At 31.9% G+C, this 25,370-nt stretch carries 22 protein-coding genes; 19 read left to right on the top strand and 3 right to left on the bottom strand.

The features are described from left to right. Window positions 1–32: 32 nt before the first annotated feature. The 16 genes from CLV91_RS02835 (at window position 33) to CLV91_RS02760 (ending at window position 17,201) form a co-directional block, all read left to right on the top strand. Window positions 33–1,229 carry a beta-ketoacyl-[acyl-carrier-protein] synthase family protein gene (locus CLV91_RS02835; RefSeq protein ID WP_121063766.1) on the top strand — a complete coding sequence of 399 codons (1,197 nt, stop codon included), beginning with the start codon at window positions 33–35 and terminating at the stop codon, window positions 1,227–1,229. Then, on the top strand, window positions 1,229–2,293 hold the full coding sequence (locus CLV91_RS02830; RefSeq protein WP_121063764.1) for a beta-ketoacyl synthase N-terminal-like domain-containing protein: 1,065 nt from the start codon (window positions 1,229–1,231) through the stop codon (window positions 2,291–2,293). Before CLV91_RS02835 ends, CLV91_RS02830 begins: the two co-directional genes overlap by 1 nt. Then, a complete protein-coding gene (locus CLV91_RS02825) occupies window positions 2,287–3,063 on the top strand; it encodes a polysaccharide deacetylase family protein (RefSeq protein ID WP_121063762.1) in 777 nt (258 codons plus the stop codon). The genes CLV91_RS02830 and CLV91_RS02825 overlap by 7 nt, the downstream gene beginning before the upstream one ends. Continuing rightward, window positions 3,056–3,679, top strand: coding sequence for a LolA family protein (locus CLV91_RS02820; RefSeq protein ID WP_121063760.1), 624 nt, complete (start codon window positions 3,056–3,058; stop codon window positions 3,677–3,679). Before CLV91_RS02825 ends, CLV91_RS02820 begins: the two co-directional genes overlap by 8 nt. Next, entirely contained in the window at window positions 3,660–4,268 is a 609-nt protein-coding gene (locus tag CLV91_RS02815; RefSeq protein WP_121063758.1) for a hypothetical protein, read from the top strand. The genes CLV91_RS02820 and CLV91_RS02815 overlap by 20 nt, the downstream gene beginning before the upstream one ends. Before the next feature lies 1 nt (window position 4,269). Next, window positions 4,270–4,857: a porin family protein gene (locus CLV91_RS02810; protein ID WP_121063756.1), complete on the top strand. Its 588-nt coding sequence runs from the start codon at window positions 4,270–4,272 to the stop codon at window positions 4,855–4,857. Between the two features lie 3 nt (window positions 4,858–4,860). Then, complete coding sequence (locus CLV91_RS02805; RefSeq protein WP_211333185.1) at window positions 4,861–5,229, top strand: hotdog family protein; 369 nt, start codon at window positions 4,861–4,863, stop codon at window positions 5,227–5,229. Between the two features lies 1 nt (window position 5,230). Next, complete coding sequence (locus tag CLV91_RS02800; RefSeq protein WP_121063754.1) at window positions 5,231–5,716, top strand: hypothetical protein; 486 nt, start codon at window positions 5,231–5,233, stop codon at window positions 5,714–5,716. 100 nt (window positions 5,717–5,816) lie between these two features. Then, window positions 5,817–6,986, top strand: coding sequence for a DUF2062 domain-containing protein (locus CLV91_RS02795; RefSeq protein WP_211333199.1), 1,170 nt, complete (start codon window positions 5,817–5,819; stop codon window positions 6,984–6,986). After that, window positions 6,979–10,653, top strand: a complete 3,675-nt coding sequence (locus CLV91_RS02790; protein ID WP_121063750.1) for an MMPL family transporter — start codon at window positions 6,979–6,981, stop codon at window positions 10,651–10,653. The genes CLV91_RS02795 and CLV91_RS02790 overlap by 8 nt, the downstream gene beginning before the upstream one ends. An 8-nt stretch (window positions 10,654–10,661) precedes the next feature. Continuing rightward, window positions 10,662–12,212, top strand: coding sequence for a phytoene desaturase family protein (locus CLV91_RS02785; protein ID WP_121063748.1), 1,551 nt, complete (start codon window positions 10,662–10,664; stop codon window positions 12,210–12,212). Continuing rightward, window positions 12,212–13,084, top strand: coding sequence for a cupin-like domain-containing protein (locus tag CLV91_RS02780; protein WP_121063746.1), 873 nt, complete (start codon window positions 12,212–12,214; stop codon window positions 13,082–13,084). The genes CLV91_RS02785 and CLV91_RS02780 overlap by 1 nt, the downstream gene beginning before the upstream one ends. Window position 13,085: 1 nt before the next feature. Next, the gene (locus tag CLV91_RS02775; protein WP_121063744.1) at window positions 13,086–14,771 is read left to right on the top strand and encodes a C45 family autoproteolytic acyltransferase/hydolase; all 1,686 of its coding nucleotides are present in this window, start codon (window positions 13,086–13,088) and stop codon (window positions 14,769–14,771) included. Continuing rightward, entirely contained in the window at window positions 14,768–16,057 is a 1,290-nt protein-coding gene (locus tag CLV91_RS02770) for a phenylacetate--CoA ligase family protein (protein ID WP_121063742.1), read from the top strand. The genes CLV91_RS02775 and CLV91_RS02770 overlap by 4 nt, the downstream gene beginning before the upstream one ends. A gap of 24 nt (window positions 16,058–16,081) precedes the next feature. Beyond that, window positions 16,082–16,651: a Crp/Fnr family transcriptional regulator gene (locus CLV91_RS02765; protein ID WP_121063740.1), complete on the top strand. Its 570-nt coding sequence runs from the start codon at window positions 16,082–16,084 to the stop codon at window positions 16,649–16,651. Between the two features lie 97 nt (window positions 16,652–16,748). Beyond that, a complete protein-coding gene (locus CLV91_RS02760; RefSeq protein WP_121063738.1) occupies window positions 16,749–17,201 on the top strand; it encodes a DoxX family protein in 453 nt (150 codons plus the stop codon). Here the strand turns inward: CLV91_RS02760 and recQ are convergent. The 3 genes from recQ to CLV91_RS02745 form a co-directional block, all read right to left on the bottom strand. Continuing rightward, on the bottom strand, window positions 17,181–19,307 hold the full coding sequence (gene recQ / locus CLV91_RS02755) for a DNA helicase RecQ (RefSeq protein ID WP_245987127.1): 2,127 nt from the start codon (window positions 19,305–19,307) through the stop codon (window positions 17,181–17,183). The genes CLV91_RS02760 and recQ overlap by 21 nt on opposite strands. 68 nt (window positions 19,308–19,375) lie before the next feature. Then, window positions 19,376–20,491 carry a virulence RhuM family protein gene (gene rhuM / locus CLV91_RS02750; protein ID WP_245987126.1) on the bottom strand — a complete coding sequence of 372 codons (1,116 nt, stop codon included), beginning with the start codon at window positions 20,489–20,491 and terminating at the stop codon, window positions 19,376–19,378. Between the two features lie 125 nt (window positions 20,492–20,616). Next, window positions 20,617–20,949, bottom strand: coding sequence for a single-stranded DNA-binding protein (locus CLV91_RS02745; RefSeq protein ID WP_121065663.1), 333 nt, complete (start codon window positions 20,947–20,949; stop codon window positions 20,617–20,619). A gap of 444 nt (window positions 20,950–21,393) precedes the next feature. Here CLV91_RS02745 and CLV91_RS16775 point away from each other — a divergent pair, with 444 nt between their 5' ends. From CLV91_RS16775 to CLV91_RS02735, 3 genes are all read left to right on the top strand, one after another. After that, complete coding sequence (locus CLV91_RS16775) at window positions 21,394–21,543, top strand: hypothetical protein (protein ID WP_170146689.1); 150 nt, start codon at window positions 21,394–21,396, stop codon at window positions 21,541–21,543. Window positions 21,544–21,626: 83 nt separating this feature from the next. Beyond that, complete coding sequence (locus tag CLV91_RS02740) at window positions 21,627–22,037, top strand: hypothetical protein (RefSeq protein ID WP_121063734.1); 411 nt, start codon at window positions 21,627–21,629, stop codon at window positions 22,035–22,037. Window positions 22,038–22,137: 100 nt separating this feature from the next. Next, entirely contained in the window at window positions 22,138–25,353 is a 3,216-nt protein-coding gene (locus tag CLV91_RS02735; RefSeq protein ID WP_245987125.1) for a VCBS repeat-containing protein, read from the top strand. The last annotated feature ends 17 nt before the right edge of the window (window positions 25,354–25,370 follow it).

Below are 25,370 nucleotides of genomic sequence, written 5' to 3'. Positions count from 1 at the left end.
TTTTAAAAAGATTCTGTATTATTTTAAAACCTATGAATAAGGGAGTTGCAATAACTGGAATGGGAATTATTTCTGCGATTGGAAACAATGTAGAAGAGAATTATAGTTCCTTAATTTCTGGCAACAAAGGCATTTCTAGAATTTCTAAGATAAATACTATTCATAAAAATGCTATTATGGTTGGTGAAATTGCTTTCACTAACAAAGAGCTAGAAGAACAATTAGGAATATCCCCAGATAACAATTATTCTAGAACAGCTCTTATAGGATTAGTTGCGGCTAAAGAAGCTATAAAAGATGCTAATATTCTAGATATTGCTGCGTACAAAACTGGATTAATTTCGGCAACAAGCGTTGGTGGAATGGATATGACAGAGAAGTACTATTACGACTATCTAGAGAGTGATGCGCATAGAAAATACATAGAGGGCCATCATGCAGGAGATTCTACGCAAAAAATAGCAGAAGAGTTAGGTGTAAAAGAGAGCTTAGTTACTACTATTAGTACTGCATGTTCATCTGCAGCAAATGCTATAATGTATGGAGCCAGACTTATAAAATCTGGGAAGTTAGACCGCGTTGTGGTTGGAGGCGCAGATTGCTTATCAAAATTTACCATTAATGGTTTTAAAACCTTAATGATATTATCTGACACCTATAATACTCCTTTTGATGAAAATAGAAAAGGGCTAAATTTAGGAGAAGCAGCAGCTTTTTTAGTTTTAGAATCTGATGCTTTAGTAGCTAAGGAAAATAAAAAAGTATTGGCCTACGTAAAAGGATATGGGAATGCTAATGATGCATACCACCAAACAGCATCTTCTGAGAATGGAGATGGCGCTACTTTAGCAATGGAAAAAGCTTTAAAAGTAGCTAATTTAAGACCAGAGGCTATAGATTATATAAATGCGCACGGTACTGCAACAGGAAATAATGATTTATCGGAAGGTAGAGCTATTCTACGTGTTTTTAAAGATGCCGTTCCAGATTTTAGTTCTACAAAACCATATACAGGACACACTTTAGCAGCAGCAGGTGGTATAGAGGCAGTATACTCTATTTTAGCACTTCAGAATAATGTGGTATTTCCTAATTTAAATTTTACAACTCCTATGAAGGAGTTTGCAATTAGGCCGCAAGTAGAAATAAAAGAAAAAGAATTAAATACAGTTTTATCAAATTCTTTAGGATTTGGAGGAAATTGTTCCACCGTAATATTTTCTAAATAATGAAAAAAGTTTTTATAAACGGTTGTGGTGTTATTTCTGCTCAAAAAACTTTTGATAACAAAGCGTTTTTAGAGGAGGTAATTACCTATAATGACAGAGTTATGCCTGTGGTAAACCCTGTTTATAAAGATTTTATTTCTGGCGGTGCAGCTCGTAGAATGGCTTTAGGTGTAAAAATGGGCGTAGTCGCTTCTAATCTTGCTATGCAAGACGCGCAACTAGATTCTGTAGATGCAATAATCACAGGAACTGGAATGGGGTGTTTAATAGACTCTGAAAAATTCTTGAGTAAATTAATAGATAATAACGAGGAGTTTTTAACGCCAACTTCATTTATACAGTCTACACATAATACCGTTGGCGGTCAAATAGCTCTTGGTATACAATGCAAAGGATATAATTTTACGTATGTACATTCTGGAGCGTCTTTTGAGTCTGCTTTATTAGATGCACAATTACAGTTGTCTTCTGGCGAAGAAGAAAATATACTGGTTGGTGGGGTAGATGAGAATGCACCACATACCCTAGAGATTCACAAACTTATAAGATTTGTAAAAGAAGAAAATACAGATACTTCTTCTTTATTAGAAAGCAATACTTCTGGAGCTATTTTTGGAGAAGGAGCAGGTTTTTTTACGCTTTCTACCAAGGAACAAGAAAGTTCTTATGCGCAAGTAATTGCTGTAGAAACGCTAAATACACTTTCAAAAGAAAATTTAGAAGAACGAATAATTTCTTTTTTAGAAGAAAACGGTTCTAATGTATCCGAAATAGATGCTGTTATCCTAGGTAATAATGGCGATGTAGATTTTGACAGGTATTATAATCTGCTTTCTGAAGGTGTTTTTGCAAATACACAACAAGTATATTACAAACATTTATGTGGCGAGTATAATACGGCATCTTCTTTTGGCTTTTGGCTAGGAGCCAAGATTCTTAAAACCCAATCCATTCCAGAAGTGGTTAAACTAAATAAGAAGCAAACTAGTACTTTAAAAACCATTCTATTATATAATCAGTATAGAGGAGAAAATCATAGCTTCACTTTACTAAAACAATGCTAAGGTTTGGTACTATAAATAGAATTGTAATTGCACTTTTCTGTTTGTTATTAATTACAAATTATTGGCTTGCTGTTCCTGTTTATTTATATGGCATTATTGCTTTTATTTGGTTTACGCTAACAGTTTTTGGTTCTTTCTTTATTCAATGGAATTACCATTTAACATCCCATCATAAAAATAAAAAAATAGAAGAAAATAAAGTTGCCATTACTTTTGATGACGGTCCGCATCCAGAATTTACTCCTCAAGTTTTAGAACTTCTAGAAAAATATAATGCAAAAGCTACTTTTTTTTGTATTGGTAAAGAGATAAAGGAACACCAAGCTATTGTTTCTACGATATTAGAAAAAGGGCACACTATAGGGAATCATACGTATTCTCATACTCGTAATTTTGGGTTTTTAAGTACAGAAAAAGTAAAGCAAGAATTAGAGCAAACTAACGCTCTTGTAAAAGCTATTTTTAATAAAAGTATGCGCTTATATAGGCCAGCTTTTGGAGTAACAAACCCTAGAATTAAACAAGCGGTACAGGATACAAATTTAACCTCAATAGGTTGGAGTGTTCGTTCTTTAGATACTACAAAAAGGTCAAAGAATATGGTGGTGCGTAGAATAACCAAAAACTTAAAAAAGGGAGATATTATTCTTTTGCATGATACTAGTGCTAAAAGCGTGGCAGTTTTGGAACAGTTATTGTTATTTTTACAGCAGAAAAAAATGCAGTCTATACCTGTGAATGAATTGCTAGATATTGTAGCTTATGAATAAAATAGTATATTTTCTTTTTATTGTAGCTTTTGGAACGGTTGTAACGGCACAAACAAAAATGAGCTCTCAAGAGGCTAATGCATTAAAGAATAAGGTAAAAGTTACGGCAGATAAAACCCAATCTATCTCCAGTGATTTTACGCAATACAAACATTTAGATTTTTTGTCTAATGATATAGAGTCTAATGGGAAGTTGTCTTTTAAAGCTCCGAATACAGTAAAATGGGAGTATGTAAAACCTTTTGCGTATTCCGTTTTGTTTAAAGGAGAAACCCTGTATATAAATAATGAAGGAGATAAGAGCAATGTAGATATTGGTTCTAATAAGTTATTTAAAGAACTAAATACGCTTATAGCTGCTAGTATAAAAGGCGATATGTTTAATGAAGAGTACTTTACTATCACCTATTTTAAAAAAGATAAAAATAGCGAAGTTCATTTTGCTCCCAAAGACCCAAAACTTTCCGAATTTATAAAAGTTTTTCATATTACATTTACTAGTAATGGCGATGTTTTAGAAGTGAAAATGGTAGAGCCATCTAATGATTATACACAGATTATTTTTTCTAATCGTAAAGTAAATAAAGTAATTCCAGATGCGGTATTTGCTCAGTAGTATTTGTTTTTTTGTTATGGTTTCCTGTTCAAGTTATCCCAAGAAAAATGGTTTTACAGAAAGTAATGTAAGCGTTTCTCAAGTTTACAATCCTTATTTTTCTAATGCGGCAAAAGATTACGTTTATAAAGCCGATTTGCAATTTTATAAAAAGAAATTCTCTGGAATTATTATCATAAAAAAAATTACAGATAAAGAGCATAGATTGGTTTTTACAACGGAAATGGGAAATAAAATTTTCGATTTCTCATTTTATCAAAATACGTTTAAGGTAAATCATGTCTTAGAAGAGATGAATAAAAAAATTATTTTGAATGTATTAGAAAGAGACTTTACAACATTAGTAAAAGAATTTAATGTAAGCACCCAAACCTATACTAAAGAAAATTTAGAAGTTAAAGAAGCAGAGGTGTTAAACAAAAACCATTTTTATTTTTATAAGAATATAGGTTTAACAAAAATTGTTAGAGAGAATAATGGAAAGGAAAATGTGATATATCATTTTTTAGACATAGAGGATACTGCTGCAAAGCGTATTTTAATAGAACATAAAAACATCAAATTAAAAATACAATTAAAAGGAATTTAAGATGAAGAAGATAATTTTGGCAACTCTTTTTTTTGCTTTTTCTATAGTAGGTTTTGCACAATCTAAAGTAAACCCAGGAATACGTATAGGGGTAAATAGTGCTAACATTTCTAATACTAATCTAGAGGATAAAATAGGACTTAATGGCGCTGTTTTTTTAGATGTTAGGTTCACAAAATTTTATGCCTTACAACCAGAAATAGGGTTTTCTAATCAAGGTGGAGAGTCTGCTAACGGTGGAGAGGATTTGAATATAAACTATATTTCTATAGCTGCAGTAAATAAATTTTATGTAGCCCCCAAACAAGGGTTTCACTTTATTTTGGGGCCTAGTTTAGATTTCGATTTTGATAATAATTTTATCAATATAGTTAATGATACAAATGAGTCTGATGTTACACCAATAGATTTATCTTTGCTTTTTGGAATAGGGTATGAATTTCCTTTTGGGCTTACAATAGAAGCGCGTTACAAACAAGGGCTTATTAATATAGACTTATTTGATGATTTTTTTGACGATTACAATGAAAATAACACAAGCTTAAATAATGTTTTTCAAGTAGGTGTAGCTTATAAATTTAAGATTTAAAATATGTTGATAGAAGGATTATATAGTGTAGAAAATTTAGTAGAAGAAGAGGCAACTGTAAATGCAACTATAAAAATATATAAAGAGCACGATATTTTTAAAGGTCATTTTCCTGGAAATCCAGTAATGCCAGGGGTTTGTATGATTCAGATTATAAAAGAACTTACAGAGAAAGCAACAGGAAAGCAGCTGTTTTTATCCGTATCTTCTAATATTAAATTTATGGCAATTATTAACCCAGAGAAGAATGATACTCTTAATCTTACTTTGGCAATTACAGAAGTAGAGGATACTATTAAGGTTAAAAACACAACCTCTTTTGAAGAAACCCTTGCATTAAAATTAAGTGCAACCTTTAAAATTATAAGCTAATATGAAATTATTCTTTAGTAGTATACTTTTAATACTAAGCTTTCTAAGTCCTAATTTAACTGAAATTAGGAAGAATTTTATTTTGGCAAGTGATAGTAAAGAAGTTTCTGAAAAACTATATACAGCTTTAGAAAATATTACTAAAGAAAGTAAACCAATTTTAGTAGCTTATAAAGGAGCATCAGCTACTCTAAAAGCAAAACATAGTAAGGGAATAAAACAAAAAAAGAGTTTCTTTAAAGAGGGGGTAGGGTATTTGGAGTTTTCTATAGAGAAAGCTCCAAAAAACATTGAAATACGTTGTCTGCGGCTAAGTGTGCAGGAGAATTCTCCAAAAATATTAAAATACCAGAAAAACATAGAAGAAGACAAGCAATTTTTAATAGATAACTATAAGAAAATTACAGATAAAACTATTAAAAAGTTTATAAAGGATTATGTAATGCAATCTTCTCTTTTTGATGCTTCTGAAAAGAAGTTGTTTTAGTATATTCAATTGTTATCTTTGTGAAAAACTAAAGTCTTTGTAAAAGACCCCCACAACACATATATTTTTGGCAGAAAACACATCATCTATAAAGGAGTCTATGGAGCAGCTAAAATGTTGTGTAGTTATCCCAACCTATAATAATCAAAAAACCTTAAAAAGAGTTATTATAGGTGTTCTTGCGTATACCCAAGATATTATTATAATAAATGATGGTTCTACAGATGCTACTTCCAATGTTTTAGAAGAGTTTAAACATTTAAACTGCATACTATTACAAGAAAACAAAGGAAAAGGTAATGCGCTAAGAGTAGGTTTTAAAAAGGCATTAGAGTTAGGTTTTACCTATGCAATTACGATAGATTCTGACGGACAGCATTTTCCAGAAGATATTCCTGTTTTTATTAATGCTTTAGAAAAAGAAGAAACTAAAAATGTTCTTTATATAGGTGCTCGTAATATGGGGCAGACTGATGTTCCTAAGAAAAGTAGCTTTGGAAATAAGTTTTCTAATTTTTGGTTTTGGTTTGAAACTGGAATAAAACTAAAAGACACCCAAAGTGGTTTTAGGTTATACCCTCTAGCAGAGTTAATGGACTTAAAATTTTACACTCCTAAATTTGAGTTTGAAATAGAGATTATTGTAAGAGCAGCATGGAAAGGAACTTTGGTAAAGAACTTACCAGTGCAAGTTACCTACAATGAAGAGGAAAGAGTGTCGCACTTTAGACCATTTAAAGATTTTACAAGAATAAGTATATTAAATACTTGGTTGGTATTAATTGCTTTGCTTTATATTAAACCAAGAGATTTATACAGGCGCTTTAAAAAAAAAGGATTTAAACGATTTATAAGGGAAGATTTTTTGCAGAATGATGATTCTCCAAGAAAAAAAGCACTTTCCATAGCATTAGGAATTTTTATTGGTCTTTCTCCATTATGGGGTTTGCATACCGTAATAGTTATTTCTTTAGCCATACTTTTAAACTTAAACAAAGTCTTAGCATTTACTTTTTCTAATATAAGTTTACCACCATTTATACCTTTTGTGTTGTATGCAAGCTCTAAAGTTGGGCAATTTATGTTAGGAGATTACTATTCCTATACCATAGAAGAAATGACCACTAATTTTGAAGGTCTTAAACACCTAAAAACATATATAGTTGGTAGTTTAACGCTCGCTACGTTTGGAGCCATTTTATTTGGACTCTCGGCTTATTTATTTTTAACTGTTTTTGAGAAAAAAAAGCTAGTAAGTCATAATGGGTAATTTTCTATATAAAATATATAAACTATTACGTAAGCAAAAAGTTGTTGGCTTACTCTCCTTCTTTAGTATTTTAATTGTTTTTGGTTTTATTGCTAGTAAAATTTCTTTTGAGGAAGACATTACAAAGTTAATCCCTGTTAATACCAACAATAAAGACTATCAAAAAGTATTGCAGACCGTTAAGTTTACAGATAAAATTATTGTAAACATAAAAAGAGAACCTAATAGCAAGGTTTCCGATATTACTGCTTATGCAAATACGTTTTTAGATAGTTTGTCTAGAGAAAAAGACTATGTAGAAAATATTCAAGGGAAAGTTTCGGATGCTGTTGTTTTTAATACGATTGATTTTGTTTACAAAAATTTACCGCTTTTTTTAGAGCCCTCAGATTATAAAATTCTGGAACAAAAAACAACAAAAGATAGTTTATTAAGTATTACAAAGCAGAATTACAATACCCTTATTTCGCCTACGGGAATAATTGCAAAAAAAACAATTTTAAAAGACCCTTTAGGGTTGTCTTTTATGGCAATGAAAAAATTGCAGAGTTTAGGCGTTGGGGATGATTTTACACTAAAAGATGGCTTTTTGCTAAGTAAAGACGAGCAGCATATTTTACTTTTTATCACCCCAAAATACCCTTCTAGTGAAACCGATAAGAATACTAGCTTTTCTACATCGCTATATAAAATACAAGAAGAGTTAAACACAGCATTTAAGGGTAAAGTAAGTAGCGAATATTTTGGAGCTGCCCTAGTTGCAGTAGCTAATGCAAACCAAATTAAAAAGGATATTCAATTTACAGTAGGTATAGCATTAACCCTGCTACTTGTAATTCTAATCTTTTTCTATCGTAAAATTACAGTGCCTATTGTCCTTTTTTTACCAACTATTTTTGGAGGACTATTATCCGTAGCTATTCTTTATCTTCTACGGGGTAAAATTTCTGCAATTTCCTTAGGAATTGGGTCAGTGCTTTTGGGAGTTACCTTAGATTATTCCTTACATATATTAACACATATAAGAAATAACAAGAGTATAAAAAGTTTGTATATAGATGTTGCGCCATCTATTTTAATGAGTAGCGTAACAACAGCAAGTGCATTTTTATGTTTGTTGTTTATAAAATCGCAAGCCTTACAAGACCTTGGTATTTTTGCAGCTATAAGTGTATTAGGGGCATCATTTTTTGCTTTGCTATTAATTCCTCAAATATATAGTGCTAAGAAAGAAAAGGTTTCAAAAAAGAATATTTTAGACCGTATAGCATCGTATGAAATTCATAAAAATAAAATTGTCCTTTCTGGTATAGCTTTAGCATTAGTAATTAGCATTTTTACGTATAATAAGGTGTTGTTTAACACGGATATTGCTAAGATGAATTATGAGCCTAAAGAGTTATTAAATGCTCGTAATAATTTAGAAGCATTGACAGATATTGGTTCAAAATCTATCTACGCAGCAGCATATGGCAATAATTTAGAAAGTGCTTTACAAGTTAATGATAGTATTTACAGCCTATTACAAGAATATAAAGATAAGGGTGTAATTAAAAATTATAGCTCTATAGGTGCACTGGTAACTTCAAAGAAAAAGCAACAAGAAAAGATTAATAGTTGGCAACAATTTTGGACTACAAACAAAACCAAACAAACTAAAAACGACTTAATAGTTGCTGGGGAGAAACTAGGTTTTAAACCAAAAACATTTGATACTTTTTATGCTGCTTTGGAAAAAGAGTACCAACCTTTAACTTTAGAGGATTATACTGCTATAAATGTATTGGCTATAGAAGATTTTATTGGCACTAAAGAAGATTTTACAGCGGTAACTTCTTTGTTAAAAGTAGAGACTCCAAAAAAAGCCCAAATCATTAAGGAATCTCTTAGGAATAAGAAAACCATTTTAATAGACCGCCAAGGAATGAATGAAGCTTTCCTGGGCAATCTCAAAAACGATTTTAACCGTCTAATAGGTTATTCTGTACTTGCAGTTTTAATCTTATTGCTTCTTTTTTATAAAAGCTTTTCTTTAACCTTAGTAACAGGAATTCCTATTTTCTTAACCTGGTTTTTAACTATTGGTATTATGGGACTGTTAGGTATAGAGTTTAATATTTTTAACATCATTATTTCTACCTTTATTTTTGGTTTGGGAGTAGATTATAGCATTTTTATTACCAACGGTCTTTTGTCAGAAAATAGAACAGGAGAAAAAATAGTGCCAACACATAAAACATCCATACTATTATCGGTAATTACAACAATTTTAGGAGTTGGGGTTTTAATTTTTGCTAAGCATCCGGCTTTATATACCATTTCTTTAGTTTCTTTAGTGGGTATTTTATCTGCAGTACTTATTGCTTTTACAGTGCAACCGTTGTTATTTAAATTATTTATTGGAAATAAAACCAAAAGGCCTATTTCTTTTCGCTTGTTTATTCACTCTGTTTTGTCCTTTACCTATTTTGGTTTAGGCGGGTTGGTACTTTCTTTTTTTAGTTTAGTATTAAAAATAATACCAGTTTCTAAGAAAGTAAAAATGGGGGGCTTCCATAGGTCTATTTCTAAACTTATGGGTTCAGTACTATATACCAATGGTTTTGTGTCTAAAGAAATAATTAATTTACAGAAAGAGACTTTTAAAGAACCGGTTATGATTATAGCTAACCATACTTCTTTCTTAGATATTTTAGCCATAGGAATGTTGCATCCAAAAATTGTTTTTTTGGTGAACGACTGGGTGTATAATTCACCCGTTTTTGGAACAGCAGTACAAGCGGCAGGTTTTTATCCAGTTTCTAAGGGAGTAGAAAATGGAGAAGAACATTTGCGTAAAAAGGTAGCGCAAGGATATTCGCTTATTACTTTTCCGGAAGGCACACGCTCTAGAACCAATAAAATAAAAAGGTTTCACAAGGGCGCTTTTCATTTGGCCGATAAATTAGGATTAGACGTTCTTCCAATCTTAATTCATGGAAATTCCGAGGTGTTACCAAAAGGCAGTTTTATAATTCGTGATGGAAGTATAACCATTAAGGTGTTAAATAAAATAGGAATTCAGGATACATCTTTTGGTATTACTACAAGAGAAAAAACCAAACAAATAAGCACTTACTTTAGAGAAGAATTTAATACACTTCGAAATACGATAGAAGGTGCTACCTATTTTCATTCTTTAGTAGCATTAGAATATAGATATAAAGGAGATTTTTTATACAAAGCCGTTAGCCAAGATTTAAAATCTAATGCGCTAGTTTATAAAGAGATTTTAGATTACGTAGACCCCAAAGGTAGCATAGTACATGCCTCTAAAGATTTTGGACAGCTAGATTTTTTACTAAAATTAGATGCACCAGACAGAAAGATTACAGCATTTATTAAAGATACAGAGGTTAAAGAAATTGTTGCTAATAGTTATATTACCAGTAATTATGGAAAATTTATTTTTTCTGATACTTTGATAGATGCATTTAAAGAACCAGCAACTATTGGTATTTTAAATTTAGATACTTTTAATTCGGAAGCATCTATAGCACTTTTAAATTCTGAAATTACTATCTTAATCCTCTTAAAAGATGGAAAATCTTTAAATTTAGATAGTTTTATAGAAGGCGGATTTACAGTAGATAAAGAAATGCCTGAAGCTCTATTTTTAAAAAGATAAATTAGAAGATGAATAAGAAGTATGATGTTGTAATTGTTGGTAGTGGTATGGGAGGCCTTGTTTCTGCTATTATTTTAGCAAAAGAAGGAAAAAGTGTATGTGTGCTAGAAAAAAACAACCAATATGGTGGTAACCTACAAACATTTGTGCGCGAAAAAACCATTTTTGATACAGGCGTACATTATATAGGCGGACTTTCTAAAGGGCAAAATTTATATCGTTATTTTAAATATCTAGGCATTTTTGATGGGCTTAACCTTAAAAAAATGGATGTAAATGGTTTTGATATTATCACCTTTGATGAAGATGAAAACGAATACAGTCATGCACAAGGGTATGAAAGGTTCCAGGAATCATTAATACATCAATTTCCTGAAGAAGAAGAAGGTATTAGAGCGTATTGTAAAGATTTGAAGGAAACGTGTAATAAATTTCCGCTTTACAATTTAAAATTAGGAAAGCCTTATTATGATGATACCGAGCTTTTTTCGTTACCAGCCAAAGCACATATAAATTCTTTTACCTCTAACAAAAAACTACAAGCAGTATTAGCGGGTTCTAATTTATTGTATGCTGGGGAGTCTGACAAGACTCCATTTTATGTACATGCACTTTCTGTTAACTCTTATATAGAAAGTTCGTATCGTTGTGTAAATGGTGGTAGCCAAATAACCAAGCTATTAATTAGAAAATTGATAGAAAATGGAGGGGAGGCATATAAACATAAAGAGGTAACCCAATTAGAATACAAAGAAAAGCAAATTGTTGCGGCGCATACTAAAGATGGTACTATTGTAAAAGGAGACCTTTTTATATCTAACATAGAACCAAAACTAACTTTAAAATTAGTTGGGGAAACCAATTTCAGAAAAGCTTACAGTAATCGTATTAAAGATATAGACAGTACCATATCAGCCTTTAGTATTCATTTGGTGTTAAAACCGGAGATGGTAACTTATTTAAATAAAAATTATTACCACTATAAAACGCCAGAAGCAGTTTGGAACTGCCATAATTATACCCAAGAAAATTGGCCATTAGGGTATATGGTTTCTATGGGAGTTAAGAAAGGATTAGGAGAATGGGCAGACCAATTAACGGCTATTACCTATATGAAATATGATGAGGTAAGACCATGGGATAAAACATTTAATACAGTTGCACATAAAAATGATAGGGGAGAAACCTATGAAGAGTTTAAAAAAAATAAGGCAGAACAACTTATAAAAGAGTTAGAAAAAAAATTCCCAAAAATTAGAGAATGTATACAAACGGTTTACACCTCTACACCATTATCCTATAGAGATTATATAGCGTGTAATGAGGGTTCTATGTATGGCTATGTAAAAGATGTAAATAATCCTTTAAAATCGGTCTTGTCCCCAAGAACAAAAATTAAGAATTTGTTGTTTACAGGACAAAGTTTAAATATGCATGGAATTTTAGGAGTTACTATTAGCGGAATTGTTACCTGTTCTGAAATTTTAGGAAGGGAATATTTATTAAATAAAATTACAGAACCTACTGCAAAAGAAAACATTGTAAACGTAAATGCGTAATGGGAAAATTTAAAATCACTCCTGTAGAGCGAGTAAAAAATATTACCAAAGCAGATTTTATAGAAAAGTACTACAAGCCGCAACGTCCAGTTTTAATAGAGGGCTTAACTAAAGATTGGCCAGCCTATGAAAAATGGACACTAGATTATGTTCAGGAAAGAGCAGGAGAACAAATTGTACCACTGTACAACAATGAGCCAGCAAAAGACAAAGAGAGCGTATACGCACCAGTAAAAGAGCTTAAACTATACGATTATATAGAGATTTTAAAAACCAAACCTACCGATTTACGGATTTTCTTTTATGACATTCTAAAAAGTATGCCCGAGTTACTTAAAGATTTTAAGTACCCAGATATTGGATTAAAATTCTTTAAAAGATTACCAGCTTTGTTTTTTGGAGGTGGAGATTCTAAGGTTTTTATGCATTATGATATTGATTTGCCAGACAGTATGCATTTTCATTTTCATGGCGATAAAAGTGTAACTCTTTTTTCTCCAGAGCAAACCCAATATTTATATAAAGTGCCTTTTTCAATACACAATATTGATAAGATAGATATGGACAATCCAGATTTTGAAAAATACCCTGCTTTACAATATGCACAAGGAATACAGGCGCAGATGAAGCATGGCGATGCTTTGTACATGCCAAGTGGTTATTGGCATTATATAAAATACCTGAATGGGGGTTTTTCTATGACTTTACGCGCATTGCCAAGGACTCCAAAACGTTTTTTAAATATGCTGTATAATGTAGCAATTATGCGTCATTTTGATAATGTTACACGCAAATTTTGGGGACAAAAATGGTTAAATTATAAAGAAGAACTTGCTGTTAAAAAAACACATAAAAATTTAGATAAACATTAGAATGAAATTAAAAGTAAACTTCTTTTTTTCTACTGTAGTTGCCTTTACTTTAAGTACGTTACTGTTCTCTTGTAGTGTTTCTAAGTCTTTAAAGAATGTGCCAGATATTAGTAATTACTCTTTAGAAAAACCAGAGCGAATTAAAATTTCGGATACTAGTTATATTACTCAAAACGGATTTTTAAATAAAAATAAACAAGGACTATGGGAACTCTATGTAAAAGGAAATCCAATGCAATTAGGTCTAGCAACTGGTGCACTAACACAAGAACTTTTTCATAAACAAGAAAATGCGTTGTTGTCTAAGGTAGATGAACTTGTCCCTTCTAAAACAAAACAATACTTATTACGTAAATTTTTAGCTTGGTTTAACCGTAAAATGTACTTGAATATTAATGAGGATTTTAAATCAGAAATTTACGGACTATCACAATATGCGTCTCCAAAATACCAACATATAGCAGAGCCCTACCCTAGAATATTATATTTACATGGTGCACATGATATTGGGCATGCATTACAAGACTTGGCTCTAGTTGGCTGTTCTTCTTTTGCTGCTTGGGGAGACAAAACCCAAGACGGGAATCTTATAATTGGAAGGAATTTAGATTTCTATGCAGGCGATACTTTTGCCGAAGATAAGATAATAGCTTTTATAGAGCCAGATAAAGGCCACCCTTTTATGTCGGTTACCTGGGGTGGAATGTTAGGTGTTGTTTCTGGAATGAATAATCAAGGATTAACCGTTACTATAAATGCCGGAAAATCTAAATTTCCATTGGTTGCTAAAACTCCAATCTCTTTAGTTACTAGAGAAATTTTACAATACGCAAGCACTATAGAAGAGGCTATTGCTATAGCTAAAAGTAAAGAGGTCTTTGTGTCCGAATCTATTTTTGTTGGCAGCGCAAAAGATAAAGAGGTAGTGCTAATTGAGGTTTCTCCTAAGAATTTTGGGGTTTATAAAGTAGAAAATCAGAATACGTTGGTTTGTTCTAATCATTTTCAAAGTGCTGCGTATGCAAATGATGAAAAGAATCAAAAGCACATAATAGAGAGTCATTCTCAATATCGTTATGAGCGCATGGAAGAGTTGCTGCAAGAGAATCCAAAAGTAACTCCAGAAATAGCGGTAGATATTCTAAGAAATAAAGAAGGTTTAGACGATAAAGAAATTGGTTATGGTAACGAAAAGGCTTTAAATCAATTATTGGCGCATCACGGAATAGTTTTTAAACCAGAAGAATTATTAGTTTGGGTATCTTCTAATCCATACCAATTAGGAGAATTTGTAGCATACGATTTAAATACTATTTTTAAAGAAAAAGTTAAAAATATTGAACCAAGGCAGTTGGCAAATAATGATTTGGCAATAGCTAAAGACACTTTTCAATTCACAGATGCATTTGCAAATTATGAGGCATATAGAACTTTAAAACATACCATTGAAAAAGCAATAAATAAAGAAGAAAAAGTAGATTTACAGCTTTTTAAAGAGTTACAGAAGAAAAATCCAAACCATTGGGAAAGCTATTACATTAGCGGAAAATATTTATATGAACAAGGATATTTTAGAGCTGCTTTGGCCGAATTTAATAGTGCTAAAACAAAAGAAATTACCACACTTGTAGACCAAGAAAATATAGAGGAGTATATTCGCAAAATAAAACGGAAAATAGACGCATGATTCCTGAGATAGAAAAGGCAGACCAGCAAACTATAAAAGCTTTTCAAGAAGAAAAACTAAGACAACTTATATCCTATCTACAGGAAAAATCTCCGTATTACAGACGTTTGTTTAAGAGTCATAAGATTGTTGCAGAAGATATTCAGACTTTGGAAGATTTGGTAAAAATAGCACCTACTACTAAGGAAGAATTACAAAAATATAATGCCGATTTTCTATGTGTTTCTAAGACTGATATTGTGGATTATGTTACTACATCTGGAACTTTAGGAGACCCAGTAACAGTTGCATTAACCGATGCTGATTTGGAGCGTTTGGCATATAACGAATCTATTTCTTTTGCTTGTGCAGGTATTACAAAGGAGGACGTTTTGCAACTTACTACGACTATGGATAGGCGTTTTATTGCAGGATTAGCGTATTTCTTAGGTGCCAGAAAATTGGGAGCTGGTATTATAAGAGTAGGAGCTGGGATTCCAGAATTACAATGGGATACTATTTTAAAATTTAAACCGTCGTACTTAATTGTTGTGCCTTCTTTTTTATTAAAGTTGGTTAGCTATGCCGAGGAGCATGGTATAGATTATAAAAAATCGGGGATTAAAGGAGCAGTTTGTATTGGGGAGTCTCTACGTAACCAAGATTTTTCTTTGAATATTTTAGGAAATAAAATTAAAGAGAAGTGGGATATAGATTTGTTTTCTACCTACGCCTCTACAGAGATGAGTACTGCCTTTACAGAGTGTTCCGAAATGCAAGGTGGGCACCAACATCCAGAATTAATTATTGTGGAGGTTTTGGATGATAATAACCAAGCTGTTCCAGATGGTACAGAAGGCGAACTAACTATAACTACTTTAGGAGTAGAGGCAATGCCGCTTTTACGTTTTAAAACGGGAGATATTGTTGTGGCGCATAACGAACCTTGTGCTTGTGGTAGAAATACGGTTAGAATAGGACCTTTGGTGGGTAGAAAAAAGCAAATGGTAAAGTATAAAGGCACTACGCTTTATCCGCCAGCGATGGATAATCTTTTAAATGATTTTACAGAGGTAGAAAGCCATGTTATAGAAATTTATCATAACGATATTGGTACCGATGAGATAGGAATTAAAATAGCTTCTAACAACCAGTCCGACGAGTTACAGAACGAAATACGCGACCATTTTAGATCTAAACTTAGAGTAGCGCCAAAGATTGAATATTGTAGTACTTCAGAAATTCAAAAATTGAGAAGTTCTATGTTGGGCAGAAAACCTGTTACGGTTATTGATAGGCGAGGGTAGGGGTGCTTTTTTTATACCTTTAATATGGATGCAATTCGAAAATCTTTAGATGCCATTAGCAAGCTTACGGATGCCGATTGGAAAATATTCTCTTCCAAATTAAAGAAACACGAAATTAAAAAGGGTGATGCACTTTTAAGAGCAGGAGATGTAGAGCGCTATCTTAGTTTTATTGTAGAAGGTTCTGCTAGAATTTATATTCCTAAAATAGAGAACGATGTAACTGTTGGGTTTGTTTATGAGAATGAATTTGTAAGTTCTTATGCTTCTTTTTTAACTAAAGAGACAAGTACATTTCAAATAGAGGCTATGTCTGCTACTGTACTTTGGCGTTTAACCTATACTGACCTTCAGGATATTTATAAGGAAACAGAGAATGGAAATACTATAGGAAGGGTAACTGCAGAGACTTTGTTTCTTACAAAATCTAAAAGGGAAGAATCTTTGTTAACCCAATCTGCGGAAGAAAGGTACACAAGGCTTTTTAAGGAGAGACCTAAATTAATTAAAGAAATTCCATTAAAGTATCTTGCTTCTTATATTGGAGTAACACCACAAGCTTTAAGTAGAATCCGAAAAAGAATTTCGCGATAATCCAGGTTTATATACTTAAAAGTTTACCCTGAGAGTAATTACTTAACTTAGGTTCATTTTTTGGTCTTATAGTTGCCTCTACTTTTGCTAAAAAAAGATGAAACCATTTATAGTTCTTATTGTAGTTAGTATTCTTGCTCTTATTTTTTTAAAAATAAACACAGGAGATTATAATTATGCATTATCGGCACGTATTGGAATGTCTGCCATGTTGGTTTTTACAGCATTGGGGCATTTTATGTACGCAGACGGAATGGCTTTAATGGTTCCCGACTTTATTCCCTTTAAAAAAGAAGTAATTATTTTAACCGGAATCTTGGAGGCATTAGGCGCTTTTGCCTTACACTTTTCGGAATTCCGAGTGCTAGTGGCATGGTTTTTAATTTTGTTTTTTATAACAATACTTCCTTCTAATATAAAAGCAGCAGTAGAAAATATAAACTATCAAAAGGGAACGTATGATGGGCCTGGATTACTATATCTTTGGTTTAGAGTTCCATTACAAATATGCTTTATTTTATGGGTGTATTTAAGCTCCATTAGAGTCTAGCAAATACAACCCCATTTTAATTTTCCAGTACGGCATTTTTTCTTCAAAATAGGTAAAGTATGCTTTTAGGCCGTCTTCTTCGATTAGCGTTTCTCTAGCTTTTTCTATTTTTTCTATTTCTTCAGAAGTTATAAATTGTTCAAAATCTATCGCCTCTCCATTTTCATGTATCTTTTGCAAATGGCCGTAGATAGTATCTTCCTTAATACCTCTTTCTTTAGCAATATCAGCAATAGAAATTCCGTCTTTAAACATGGAATAAGAAACCTCATGCGTTGGTACTTTTGCTTTTACGGTTCTTCTGTGGTCAGCTATTTCGTCCATAAAAACCTTAGCATACTTTTTTAGTTTGGCAGCACCAACACCAGAAATTTTTTCAAAAGCCTCAATGGTCATTGGTTTTTTAGCATCCATATCTTTTAAACTAGCATCTGTAAAAACAACATAAGCAGGCACGTTTTCTTCTGTTGCTATTTGTTGTCTTAGCGTACGTAATTTTTTAAACAATGCACTTTGTTTTTTAACTGCTTTTGCTTTTTCCTTAGCTCTTTCTTTAAGGTCTATGAGGGTGGCCAATTGCACGGTTTGTTTTTCAAACAAAATAGCTTTTGCTAATGGTGTTACTTCTAGTTTAGAATGTTCTTTAAAGTTAATTTGCAGCACGCCTTGATTTAGTAACTGAATTATATATTGCTGCAAATCTTGCCAAGAAATATCTTTTAAAGCGCCATAGGTTTTTATGTTTTGATAGCCTTTATCGTATACCGCAGCGTTTTGAGAACCACGTAAAACATCTATAACGGTTCCCATAGCTTCTTGCTCTTTTAAGCGAACAATAGCAGAGCAAATCTTTTGTGAAAGTACTGTAGCATCAAAATACGCGGGTGGTCGTTTACAAATGTCACAATTCCCACAATTCTCGGAAGTGTGCTCCCCAAAATAATTAAGCAATGCTATTCGCCTACAACTTAGAGCTTCAGCAAATTGTTGCATACGTTCTAGCTTTGCTGTTTGTACTTCTGTATTTGCGCCATTGTCTATAAATCTTCTAAGCTGTAACACATCCGAATAACTATAAAAAAGTAAGGTGTTAGAGTCTATACCATCCCGACCAGCTCTACCAATTTCTTGGTAATACCCTTCTAAGTTTTTTGGCATGTTGTAGTGAATAACCCAACGTACATTACTCTTATCTATTCCCATTCCAAAGGCAATAGTAGCTACAATTATTGGCGTGCGGTCATTAATAAAATCTTCTTGTATAGAAGAACGTTTATCGGCTTGTATACCGGCATGGTATGCTTTGGCTTTATACCCTAGTTTGCATAGTTGTTCGGCAATATTTTCGGTACTTTTTCTGTTAAGGCAATAAATAATTCCGCTTTCGGTGGTTTTATCTTCTAAGAACTGCTGTATTTGCTGCATTCTATTTTGTCCAGGCCTAACCTCTAAATACAGATTGGCTCTGTTAAAAGATGCCAAATGGCGTTCTGCATGCGGAATAGAAAGTTGGTCTAAAATATCATCTTGTGTAGCACGGTCTGCAGTTGCCGTAAGTGCTATAACTGGCGTATTTGGATATTCTGTTTTTAAGCGCCCAAGTTGGGTATATGCAGGTCTAAAATCGTGCCCCCAAGAAGAAATACAATGTGCTTCATCTATAGCAAAAAGGTCTATCGTAATTGCTTTTAAATGTTGTTCTATAAGTGCTAAACTTTCCGGTGCTACATAGAACAATTTTAGCTTGCCTTCTTTTAAGTTTTGTAAGGTTTCTTGTTGCTCCTCACTAGGTTGGGAACTGTTAAAATATGCTACAGAAACCCCATTGGCACGTAAGACATCTACTTGGTCTTTCATAAGTGCAATAAGTGGAGAAATTACAACCGTTGTTCCTTCTAATGCTAATGCTGGTAATTGATAACAGAGCGACTTACCACCACCGGTTGGCATAATGGCCATTACGTCTTTTTTTTCTAATACATTTGATATTATTTCTAGCTGATTAGGTCTAAAAGAATCGTACCCAAAATGGGTTTTTAAAAGCCTTAATAATTGTTGTTTTTGTTCTTCTTGTAGCATAGGAGGTAAAGTTACAGTTTGCAGCATTGGTTACAAAACAAAAAACTGTTCTCTATAGTTTAGAGTAACAGTTTTTAGGTCTTTTATAATTACACTTATTTGTTGTCCTTATCTTTCATTTTCTTCATGTAATTTTTGATGCTAAATCTGTCGTGAGAAGGGGAAGGTAAATTTCCTGTTGCTTTTATTTCAGAAATAGTCTCTTCGAAATCTGATATATAGTTAGAGTCTTGTATAATTCTAAATTTCTCAAATTCTTTATGAGCCATTTTTTTAGCTACATCACTTTTAATTTGACCTAGATTGTCTAAAATTTCATACTCGTTAAATTGAAGAAAAGAATTTAAACGATTATTCCAATCTTTCATTTTCATGATTTTGTTTCTTTTAGCCATATTCTCTGCAAAATCTAAGTACATAGAAACCAACCTATTTAAATCATCAATTTCTTTTTGTGTTAGATAATTCTTAGCTATTTCAGTATCGCTTTTAAGAACCTTACCTGTAGTTTCTGAATTTTTATAAGACGTTAAGCCCATAAATGGTTTTGTTGCATCCGCCCTTTTTGAAATTAATTCTGCTGCTGTATGCTGATGTATAGCCCAATGAAGTTTGTTTTGTACAGTCGCATAAAATTCTTTTGTAATGGAAGCGTTTTTGTCGTAATCGATACTTCCTTCCCTAAACAAATCCGTAAGTTTTAAGTAAAAACGTCTTTCGGAATTTCGTATGTAACGAATTTTTTCGAGTAATTCGTCAAAGTAGTCTTTACCAAAAAGGTTCTTACCTTGCTTTAATCTATCGTCATCTAAAGCAAATCCTTTAACCATGTACTCTTTTAGTATGGATGATGCCCAAATTCGAAATTGAGTAGCTTTATAAGAGTTAACTCGATAACCAACAGAGATGATAACATCAAGATTATAGAACTTAACAGGCTTAGTTGAACTAGCAATGTGCATTTTTTGCACATTGCTAATCTCCTCTAGTTCACCAGTTTCAAAAATATTCTTAATGTGCTTGGTAATACCGCTGACATCAATATCAAATATTTCTGCCATAGATTTTTGGGTAACCCATATGGTCTCTCTTTCTTCATCTACGGCGACGGATATTTTTACCTTTCCTTTATTAGATTGATAAAAAATAAAATCAGAATGTATATTATCTGGGTTATCCATTACTATATTTTTTAAAATTATGCAATTCACTTTCTACTGTAAAAGTAATTTAATTCTTGCTTAGTGCGATGATGCTTTGGTACTGATATAAGATATCCTTATACAGTAGAAAGTGATTCTTTATTTAGTTTTAAATGCTATTTTAAAAAGTAGTATTACTTCCCTAACATTAATAACTCATTACAACGAATCTCAGTAATATATCTTTTTTCGCCTTCTTTGGTGTCATAACTACGGTGGGTAAGTTTCCCTTCTACAGCTACTTGTTTTCCTTTTACTAAAAAGTTTTCTACAATGTCTGCTGTTTTTCCCCAAGCAACAATGTTGTGCCATTGGGTGTCTTCTACTTTTTCGCCATTCGCATTTTTGTAATGGTCTGTGGTTGCCATAGAGAATTTTGCTAATTTTTTTCCGCCGTCTAGGGTTACAATTTCTGGGTCTTGTCCTAAATGTCCAATCAACTGTACTTTGTTTTTAAGTGCGTTCATAAGTTCTAATTTTAATGTTAAACAGTTAATACTATGGCGCTTTATTGCTACCACATTGCAAACATAGAACAGCACTTAAAAAATATTCGGTTACAAAATACTTACTTTCGCTTGTAAACGTTTGTAGTCGTTTAAGTTCGAATAAATCACCATAAATAAGGGCATCTATATACAATGTGGGCGAGTGAAATAAATTAGAATTTCGGATGAAAAACCATCTTTTGTAAAAAATAATTATAAAAGATTATAACATAAAATTATACTTTAAATCACATGCATTTCATCAATTATAACTTTATTTTTAGAGTATAACATAGGGTAGTAGCGTTCTCATTTGTATTATATATACACCAACATGAAATAAAAAAGTATAATGGTTAAGCGTACTAGTACCATGCTAATTTTTTAAATGCTGTTTTTAGAGATTAAAAAGTTATCATAGTAATGCAACAGAGTATTTATACTATATCTTCTAAAACTATTTTAGCTATAATTTCTGTAGGTGTATTTAGGCAGGAATATAAAAGACCAACTATTAAAAATAATGCTATTCTATTCCTCATGTTAATATTACATGTAATGCCCAAAATATAGGACTATTACTATAATATGCCCTAAATTTTTAGTATTTTAGAATACTAAGTTTAAACCGTTATTTGCAGTTAAAATTCTCATAAATGAAAAAGAAAATAATAGTAAGCGCTGTCTTACTTGCAATAAGTATATATGCAATTAATCTCTTTTTTATACAACCAAAATCTGTAGAAAAACAAATGAAATCGGTGGCTCAAAATTTAAATAAAAAATGCCCTATATATTTAGAAAAAAATTCTAGGTTAGATAGTGTTAGTACAATCTCTAATACAAATTTCATCTACTACAAAACGCTTTACGCAATGGATAAAAGATATATGAAGATAGACTCTTCTAGCGCAATAATACGCCCTCACTTATTAAAAGAAATTAAAGAGAATCCAAATTACGAAGCTTTTAAAAAACACAATATTAGTATAGACTATGTTTTTTATGATAAACATGGCTCGTTCGTTAACAAAATCTCTTTTACACCAGAACTATATGCACACTAAAAAATTTTACTTTAGTAGATTATTCTTATTGGTTATTTTATGTTTTTTTTCTTGTGAAAAAAGAGAAGAGAACAAAACTCCAAAAACTCTTTTTTCTACTATGCCAGTAGATCATACTGGGGTTAAATTCCAAAATAAGGTTTTAGAATCCGAAGAACTTTACTATTACAAATACCTGTATATGTATATTGGAAGTGGTGTTGCCGCTGCAGATTTTAATAACGATGGGTTAGAAGATCTTTTTTTTGTATCCAACCTATATCAAAATAAAATTTTCTTAAACAAAGGAGATTTAAAATTTGAGGATATTACCTCTACATCTGGTATAAAAAAAACGGATGGATTTAATACAGGAATATCTATTGTGGATATTAATAACGATGGTTTTTTAGATGTATACATTAATAGAGCAGGATGGTATGAAGATGAAAAAAAATTGGCCAACCTACTATACATTAATAATGGAGATTTAACTTTTACAGAGCAAGCAAAATCTTATGGCATAGCAAATACAGATAGATCTATAACTTCTACCTTTTTTGATTACGATAAAGATGGCGATTTAGATTTATTCATTGCCAATGCCCCTTCTAGGTTTGATGTTTCTGGTGTTGTTTTAGATAAAAAAAACATTCAAAATCATCCATTAACAAAAACATTTAAAGGGAGTGATAAACTGTATAATAATGATGGAAATGGTCATTTTAATGATGTATCTATAAAAGCAGGAATATTACCCGATTTAGGTTTTGGACTAAATGCACAAATAGGAGATTTTAATAACGATAGTTGGCCAGACATTTATGTTTCCAATGACTTTGTGGGCTCTGATTTTGTATTTATTAATAACCAAGATGGCACCTTTAAAGATGGTAGAGATAAGACTTTTAAGCACATATCTTACTTTAGTATGGGTAGCGATATTGCAGATATAAATAACGACGGATTGCAAGATGTAATGGTTTTAGATATGGCACCCGAAGATTATATTAGATCTAAAACAACAATGGCAATGACCTCTATTGATAAGTTTAAGAAAATGATAGACAAAGGATACTATTACCAATACATGCATAACACTCTGCAATTAAATAATGGTAATGGTACTTATAGTGATATTGGCCATATGAGCGGAATTGCCAAAACAGATTGGAGTTGGTCTACCTTGTTTGCTGATTTTGATTTAGATGGTTTTAATGATGTTTATGTTACCAATGGAATTTATAGAGATGTGGTCAATAAAGATATTATTAGATCTCTAGATGCATATGCTTTAAATAATAAAGACAATTTAGATGCTAAGAAGATTTTAGAATTAACACAAAAGTTACCACAACAAAAATTAACCAATTATATTTTTAGAAATAAGGGAGATTTAACTTTTGAAAATAAAACTGCAGATTGGACAAACGAAAAAGAAAGTTTTTCTAATGGCGCTATTTATAGCGATTTAGATAATGACGGAGATTTAGATATTGTTGTAAATAATATTGATGATAATGCTACTATTTTAAGAAACAATTCTAGAAGTATTTCTCAAAATAATTATGTGCAATTTAATATTGATGGCCCTAAAGAAAATAAACAAGGCATTGGTGCTAGTATTAAATTACATCAGGAGAATGGAGAAATACAAACAAGACAAGTAATAGGCTCCAGAGGTTTTTTATCATCCGTCTCTAACAAGTTACATTTTGGATTAAAGGAAAATAAAACAATTCCTTATATTGAAGTATTATGGCCCGATGGAAAAACGCAAATCCTAAAAGATGTTGCAGCAAACCAAACCCTAACTATTACGTACAATCCCCAAAAAAATGTTGCATCGGAAAAAGCATCTAAAGGTGTACTTTTTAAAGAACAACTAATAGACTATTCCCATATTGACCCAGTGTTTGATGACTATAAAAAACAATTACTACTGCCCCATAAACTATCACAAACGGGCCCTGCTGTTGCAAAAGCAGATTTAAACAATGACTCTCTAGAAGATATTTATATTGGAGGGGCGCATAATAGCCCTGGTAAATTATTAGTTGCACAACCAAATAATACATTTAAAGAAGTTAGCATTCCAGATTTTATAAAAGACAAAGAATACGAAGATGTTAATGCTACTTTTTTTGATGCCGATAATGACAATGATTTAGATTTATATGTAGTTAGTGGCAGCTATGAGTTTAATGAAAATTCTGAAATATTAGAAGACAGATTGTACATTAACAAAGGAAACGGCGTTTTTAAACGTTCAAAAAATATTCCATCCATAAAATCTGCTGGCTCTATGGTTACTGCTGCAGATTATGATAATGACGGGGATCAAGATTTATTTGTTGGCAGTAGAGTAATTCCTGGAAAATATCCTTATACGCCTAATAGCTATTTGCTAATAAATGAAAAAGGGAAATTTAAAATACAAACCAAAGAACTTGCACCTGCATTAGAGAAGGTTGGTATGGTAACCGATGCTATTTGGAATGATATAGATAACGATACGGATTTAGATTTAATAGTTACTGGGGAATGGATGGGGATTGAAGTATTCACAAATAATAATGGAAAATTAACCAAAACCGATTCCTATACAGATCTTTCTTCTTCCGTTGGTTGGTGGAATAAAATAGTAATAGCTGATATAGATGAAGATGGGGATAACGATATTGTTGCAGGAAATTTAGGATTAAATTACAATTTTCATGCATCTAAAGAAGAACCCTTTCATGTCTACACCAATGATTACGATAATAATGGGATTGAAGATATTATTTTAGCAAAATACTACAAAGATAATCAGGTTCCAATACGCGGAAAATCTTGTACGGCACAACAAATTCCTTCACTAAAAGAAAAATTTACCAGCTATGACGCATTTGCAAATGCAGACCTTAAAGATATTTTTGGAGAAGGATTAAATACCTCTTTACATTTTAAGGCTACAGAATTTAGATCCGGTATTTTTATTAATCAAGGGAACAATCGCTATTCTTTTAAAGCTTTTTCTAATGAAGCACAAATTGCTCCTATAAATTCTATCCTTTATGAAGATTTTGACGGGGATCAGAAAAAAGATTTACTTATGGCTGGTAATAATTATATGCCCGAAGTAGAAACTACACGAGCAGATGCTGGAAAAGGAATATTTTACAAGGGTGATGCCAACGGTACTTTTAATTATAAAGACAATAATAGTACTGGTCTTTTTACAGATAAAGATGTTCGAAAAATGTTACTTCTAAAATCTAAAGAAGGGAAAAACATTTTTATAGCAAACAATAATAGTAACCATCAATTGTTTAGTGTAAAAAATATCAATTAGCCTCTTATAAACTGTTA

Source organism: Maribacter vaceletii, from assembly GCF_003634105.1.
In the GTDB taxonomy this organism is placed as follows: Bacteria; Bacteroidota; Bacteroidia; order Flavobacteriales; family Flavobacteriaceae; genus Maribacter_B; species Maribacter_B vaceletii.
Note: the sequence above shows the minus strand (reverse complement) of the source record. Positions and strands in the feature narration are given on the sequence as shown.

Excerpts from the sequence above, each read along its gene's own strand:
- CLV91_RS16775 (WP_170146689.1), top strand. The coding sequence starts at position 21,394 with ATGCAACAGAGTATTTATACTATATCTTCTAAAACTATTTTAGCTATA.
- CLV91_RS02780 (WP_121063746.1), top strand. The coding sequence starts at position 12,212 with ATGGGAAAATTTAAAATCACTCCTGTAGAGCGAGTAAAAAATATTACC.
- CLV91_RS02830 (WP_121063764.1), top strand. The coding sequence starts at position 1,229 with ATGAAAAAAGTTTTTATAAACGGTTGTGGTGTTATTTCTGCTCAAAAA.
- CLV91_RS02835 (WP_121063766.1), top strand. The coding sequence starts at position 33 with ATGAATAAGGGAGTTGCAATAACTGGAATGGGAATTATTTCTGCGATT.
- CLV91_RS02775 (WP_121063744.1), top strand. The coding sequence starts at position 13,086 with ATGAAATTAAAAGTAAACTTCTTTTTTTCTACTGTAGTTGCCTTTACT.
- CLV91_RS02800 (WP_121063754.1), top strand. The coding sequence starts at position 5,231 with ATGAAATTATTCTTTAGTAGTATACTTTTAATACTAAGCTTTCTAAGT.
- CLV91_RS02805 (WP_211333185.1), top strand. The coding sequence starts at position 4,861 with ATGTTGATAGAAGGATTATATAGTGTAGAAAATTTAGTAGAAGAAGAG.
- CLV91_RS02770 (WP_121063742.1), top strand. The coding sequence starts at position 14,768 with ATGATTCCTGAGATAGAAAAGGCAGACCAGCAAACTATAAAAGCTTTT.
- CLV91_RS02740 (WP_121063734.1), top strand. The coding sequence starts at position 21,627 with ATGAAAAAGAAAATAATAGTAAGCGCTGTCTTACTTGCAATAAGTATA.
- CLV91_RS02820 (WP_121063760.1), top strand. The coding sequence starts at position 3,056 with ATGAATAAAATAGTATATTTTCTTTTTATTGTAGCTTTTGGAACGGTT.
- CLV91_RS02790 (WP_121063750.1), top strand. The coding sequence starts at position 6,979 with ATGGGTAATTTTCTATATAAAATATATAAACTATTACGTAAGCAAAAA.
- CLV91_RS02745 (WP_121065663.1), bottom strand. The coding sequence starts at position 20,949 with ATGAACGCACTTAAAAACAAAGTACAGTTGATTGGACATTTAGGACAA.
- CLV91_RS02815 (WP_121063758.1), top strand. The coding sequence starts at position 3,660 with ATGCGGTATTTGCTCAGTAGTATTTGTTTTTTTGTTATGGTTTCCTGT.
- CLV91_RS02825 (WP_121063762.1), top strand. The coding sequence starts at position 2,287 with ATGCTAAGGTTTGGTACTATAAATAGAATTGTAATTGCACTTTTCTGT.
- CLV91_RS02760 (WP_121063738.1), top strand. The coding sequence starts at position 16,749 with ATGAAACCATTTATAGTTCTTATTGTAGTTAGTATTCTTGCTCTTATT.
- CLV91_RS02795 (WP_211333199.1), top strand. The coding sequence starts at position 5,817 with ATGGAGCAGCTAAAATGTTGTGTAGTTATCCCAACCTATAATAATCAA.
- CLV91_RS02765 (WP_121063740.1), top strand. The coding sequence starts at position 16,082 with ATGGATGCAATTCGAAAATCTTTAGATGCCATTAGCAAGCTTACGGAT.
- recQ (WP_245987127.1), bottom strand. The coding sequence starts at position 19,307 with ATGCTGCAAACTGTAACTTTACCTCCTATGCTACAAGAAGAACAAAAA.
- CLV91_RS02810 (WP_121063756.1), top strand. The coding sequence starts at position 4,270 with ATGAAGAAGATAATTTTGGCAACTCTTTTTTTTGCTTTTTCTATAGTA.
- CLV91_RS02735 (WP_245987125.1), top strand. The coding sequence starts at position 22,138 with ATGCCAGTAGATCATACTGGGGTTAAATTCCAAAATAAGGTTTTAGAA.
- CLV91_RS02785 (WP_121063748.1), top strand. The coding sequence starts at position 10,662 with ATGAATAAGAAGTATGATGTTGTAATTGTTGGTAGTGGTATGGGAGGC.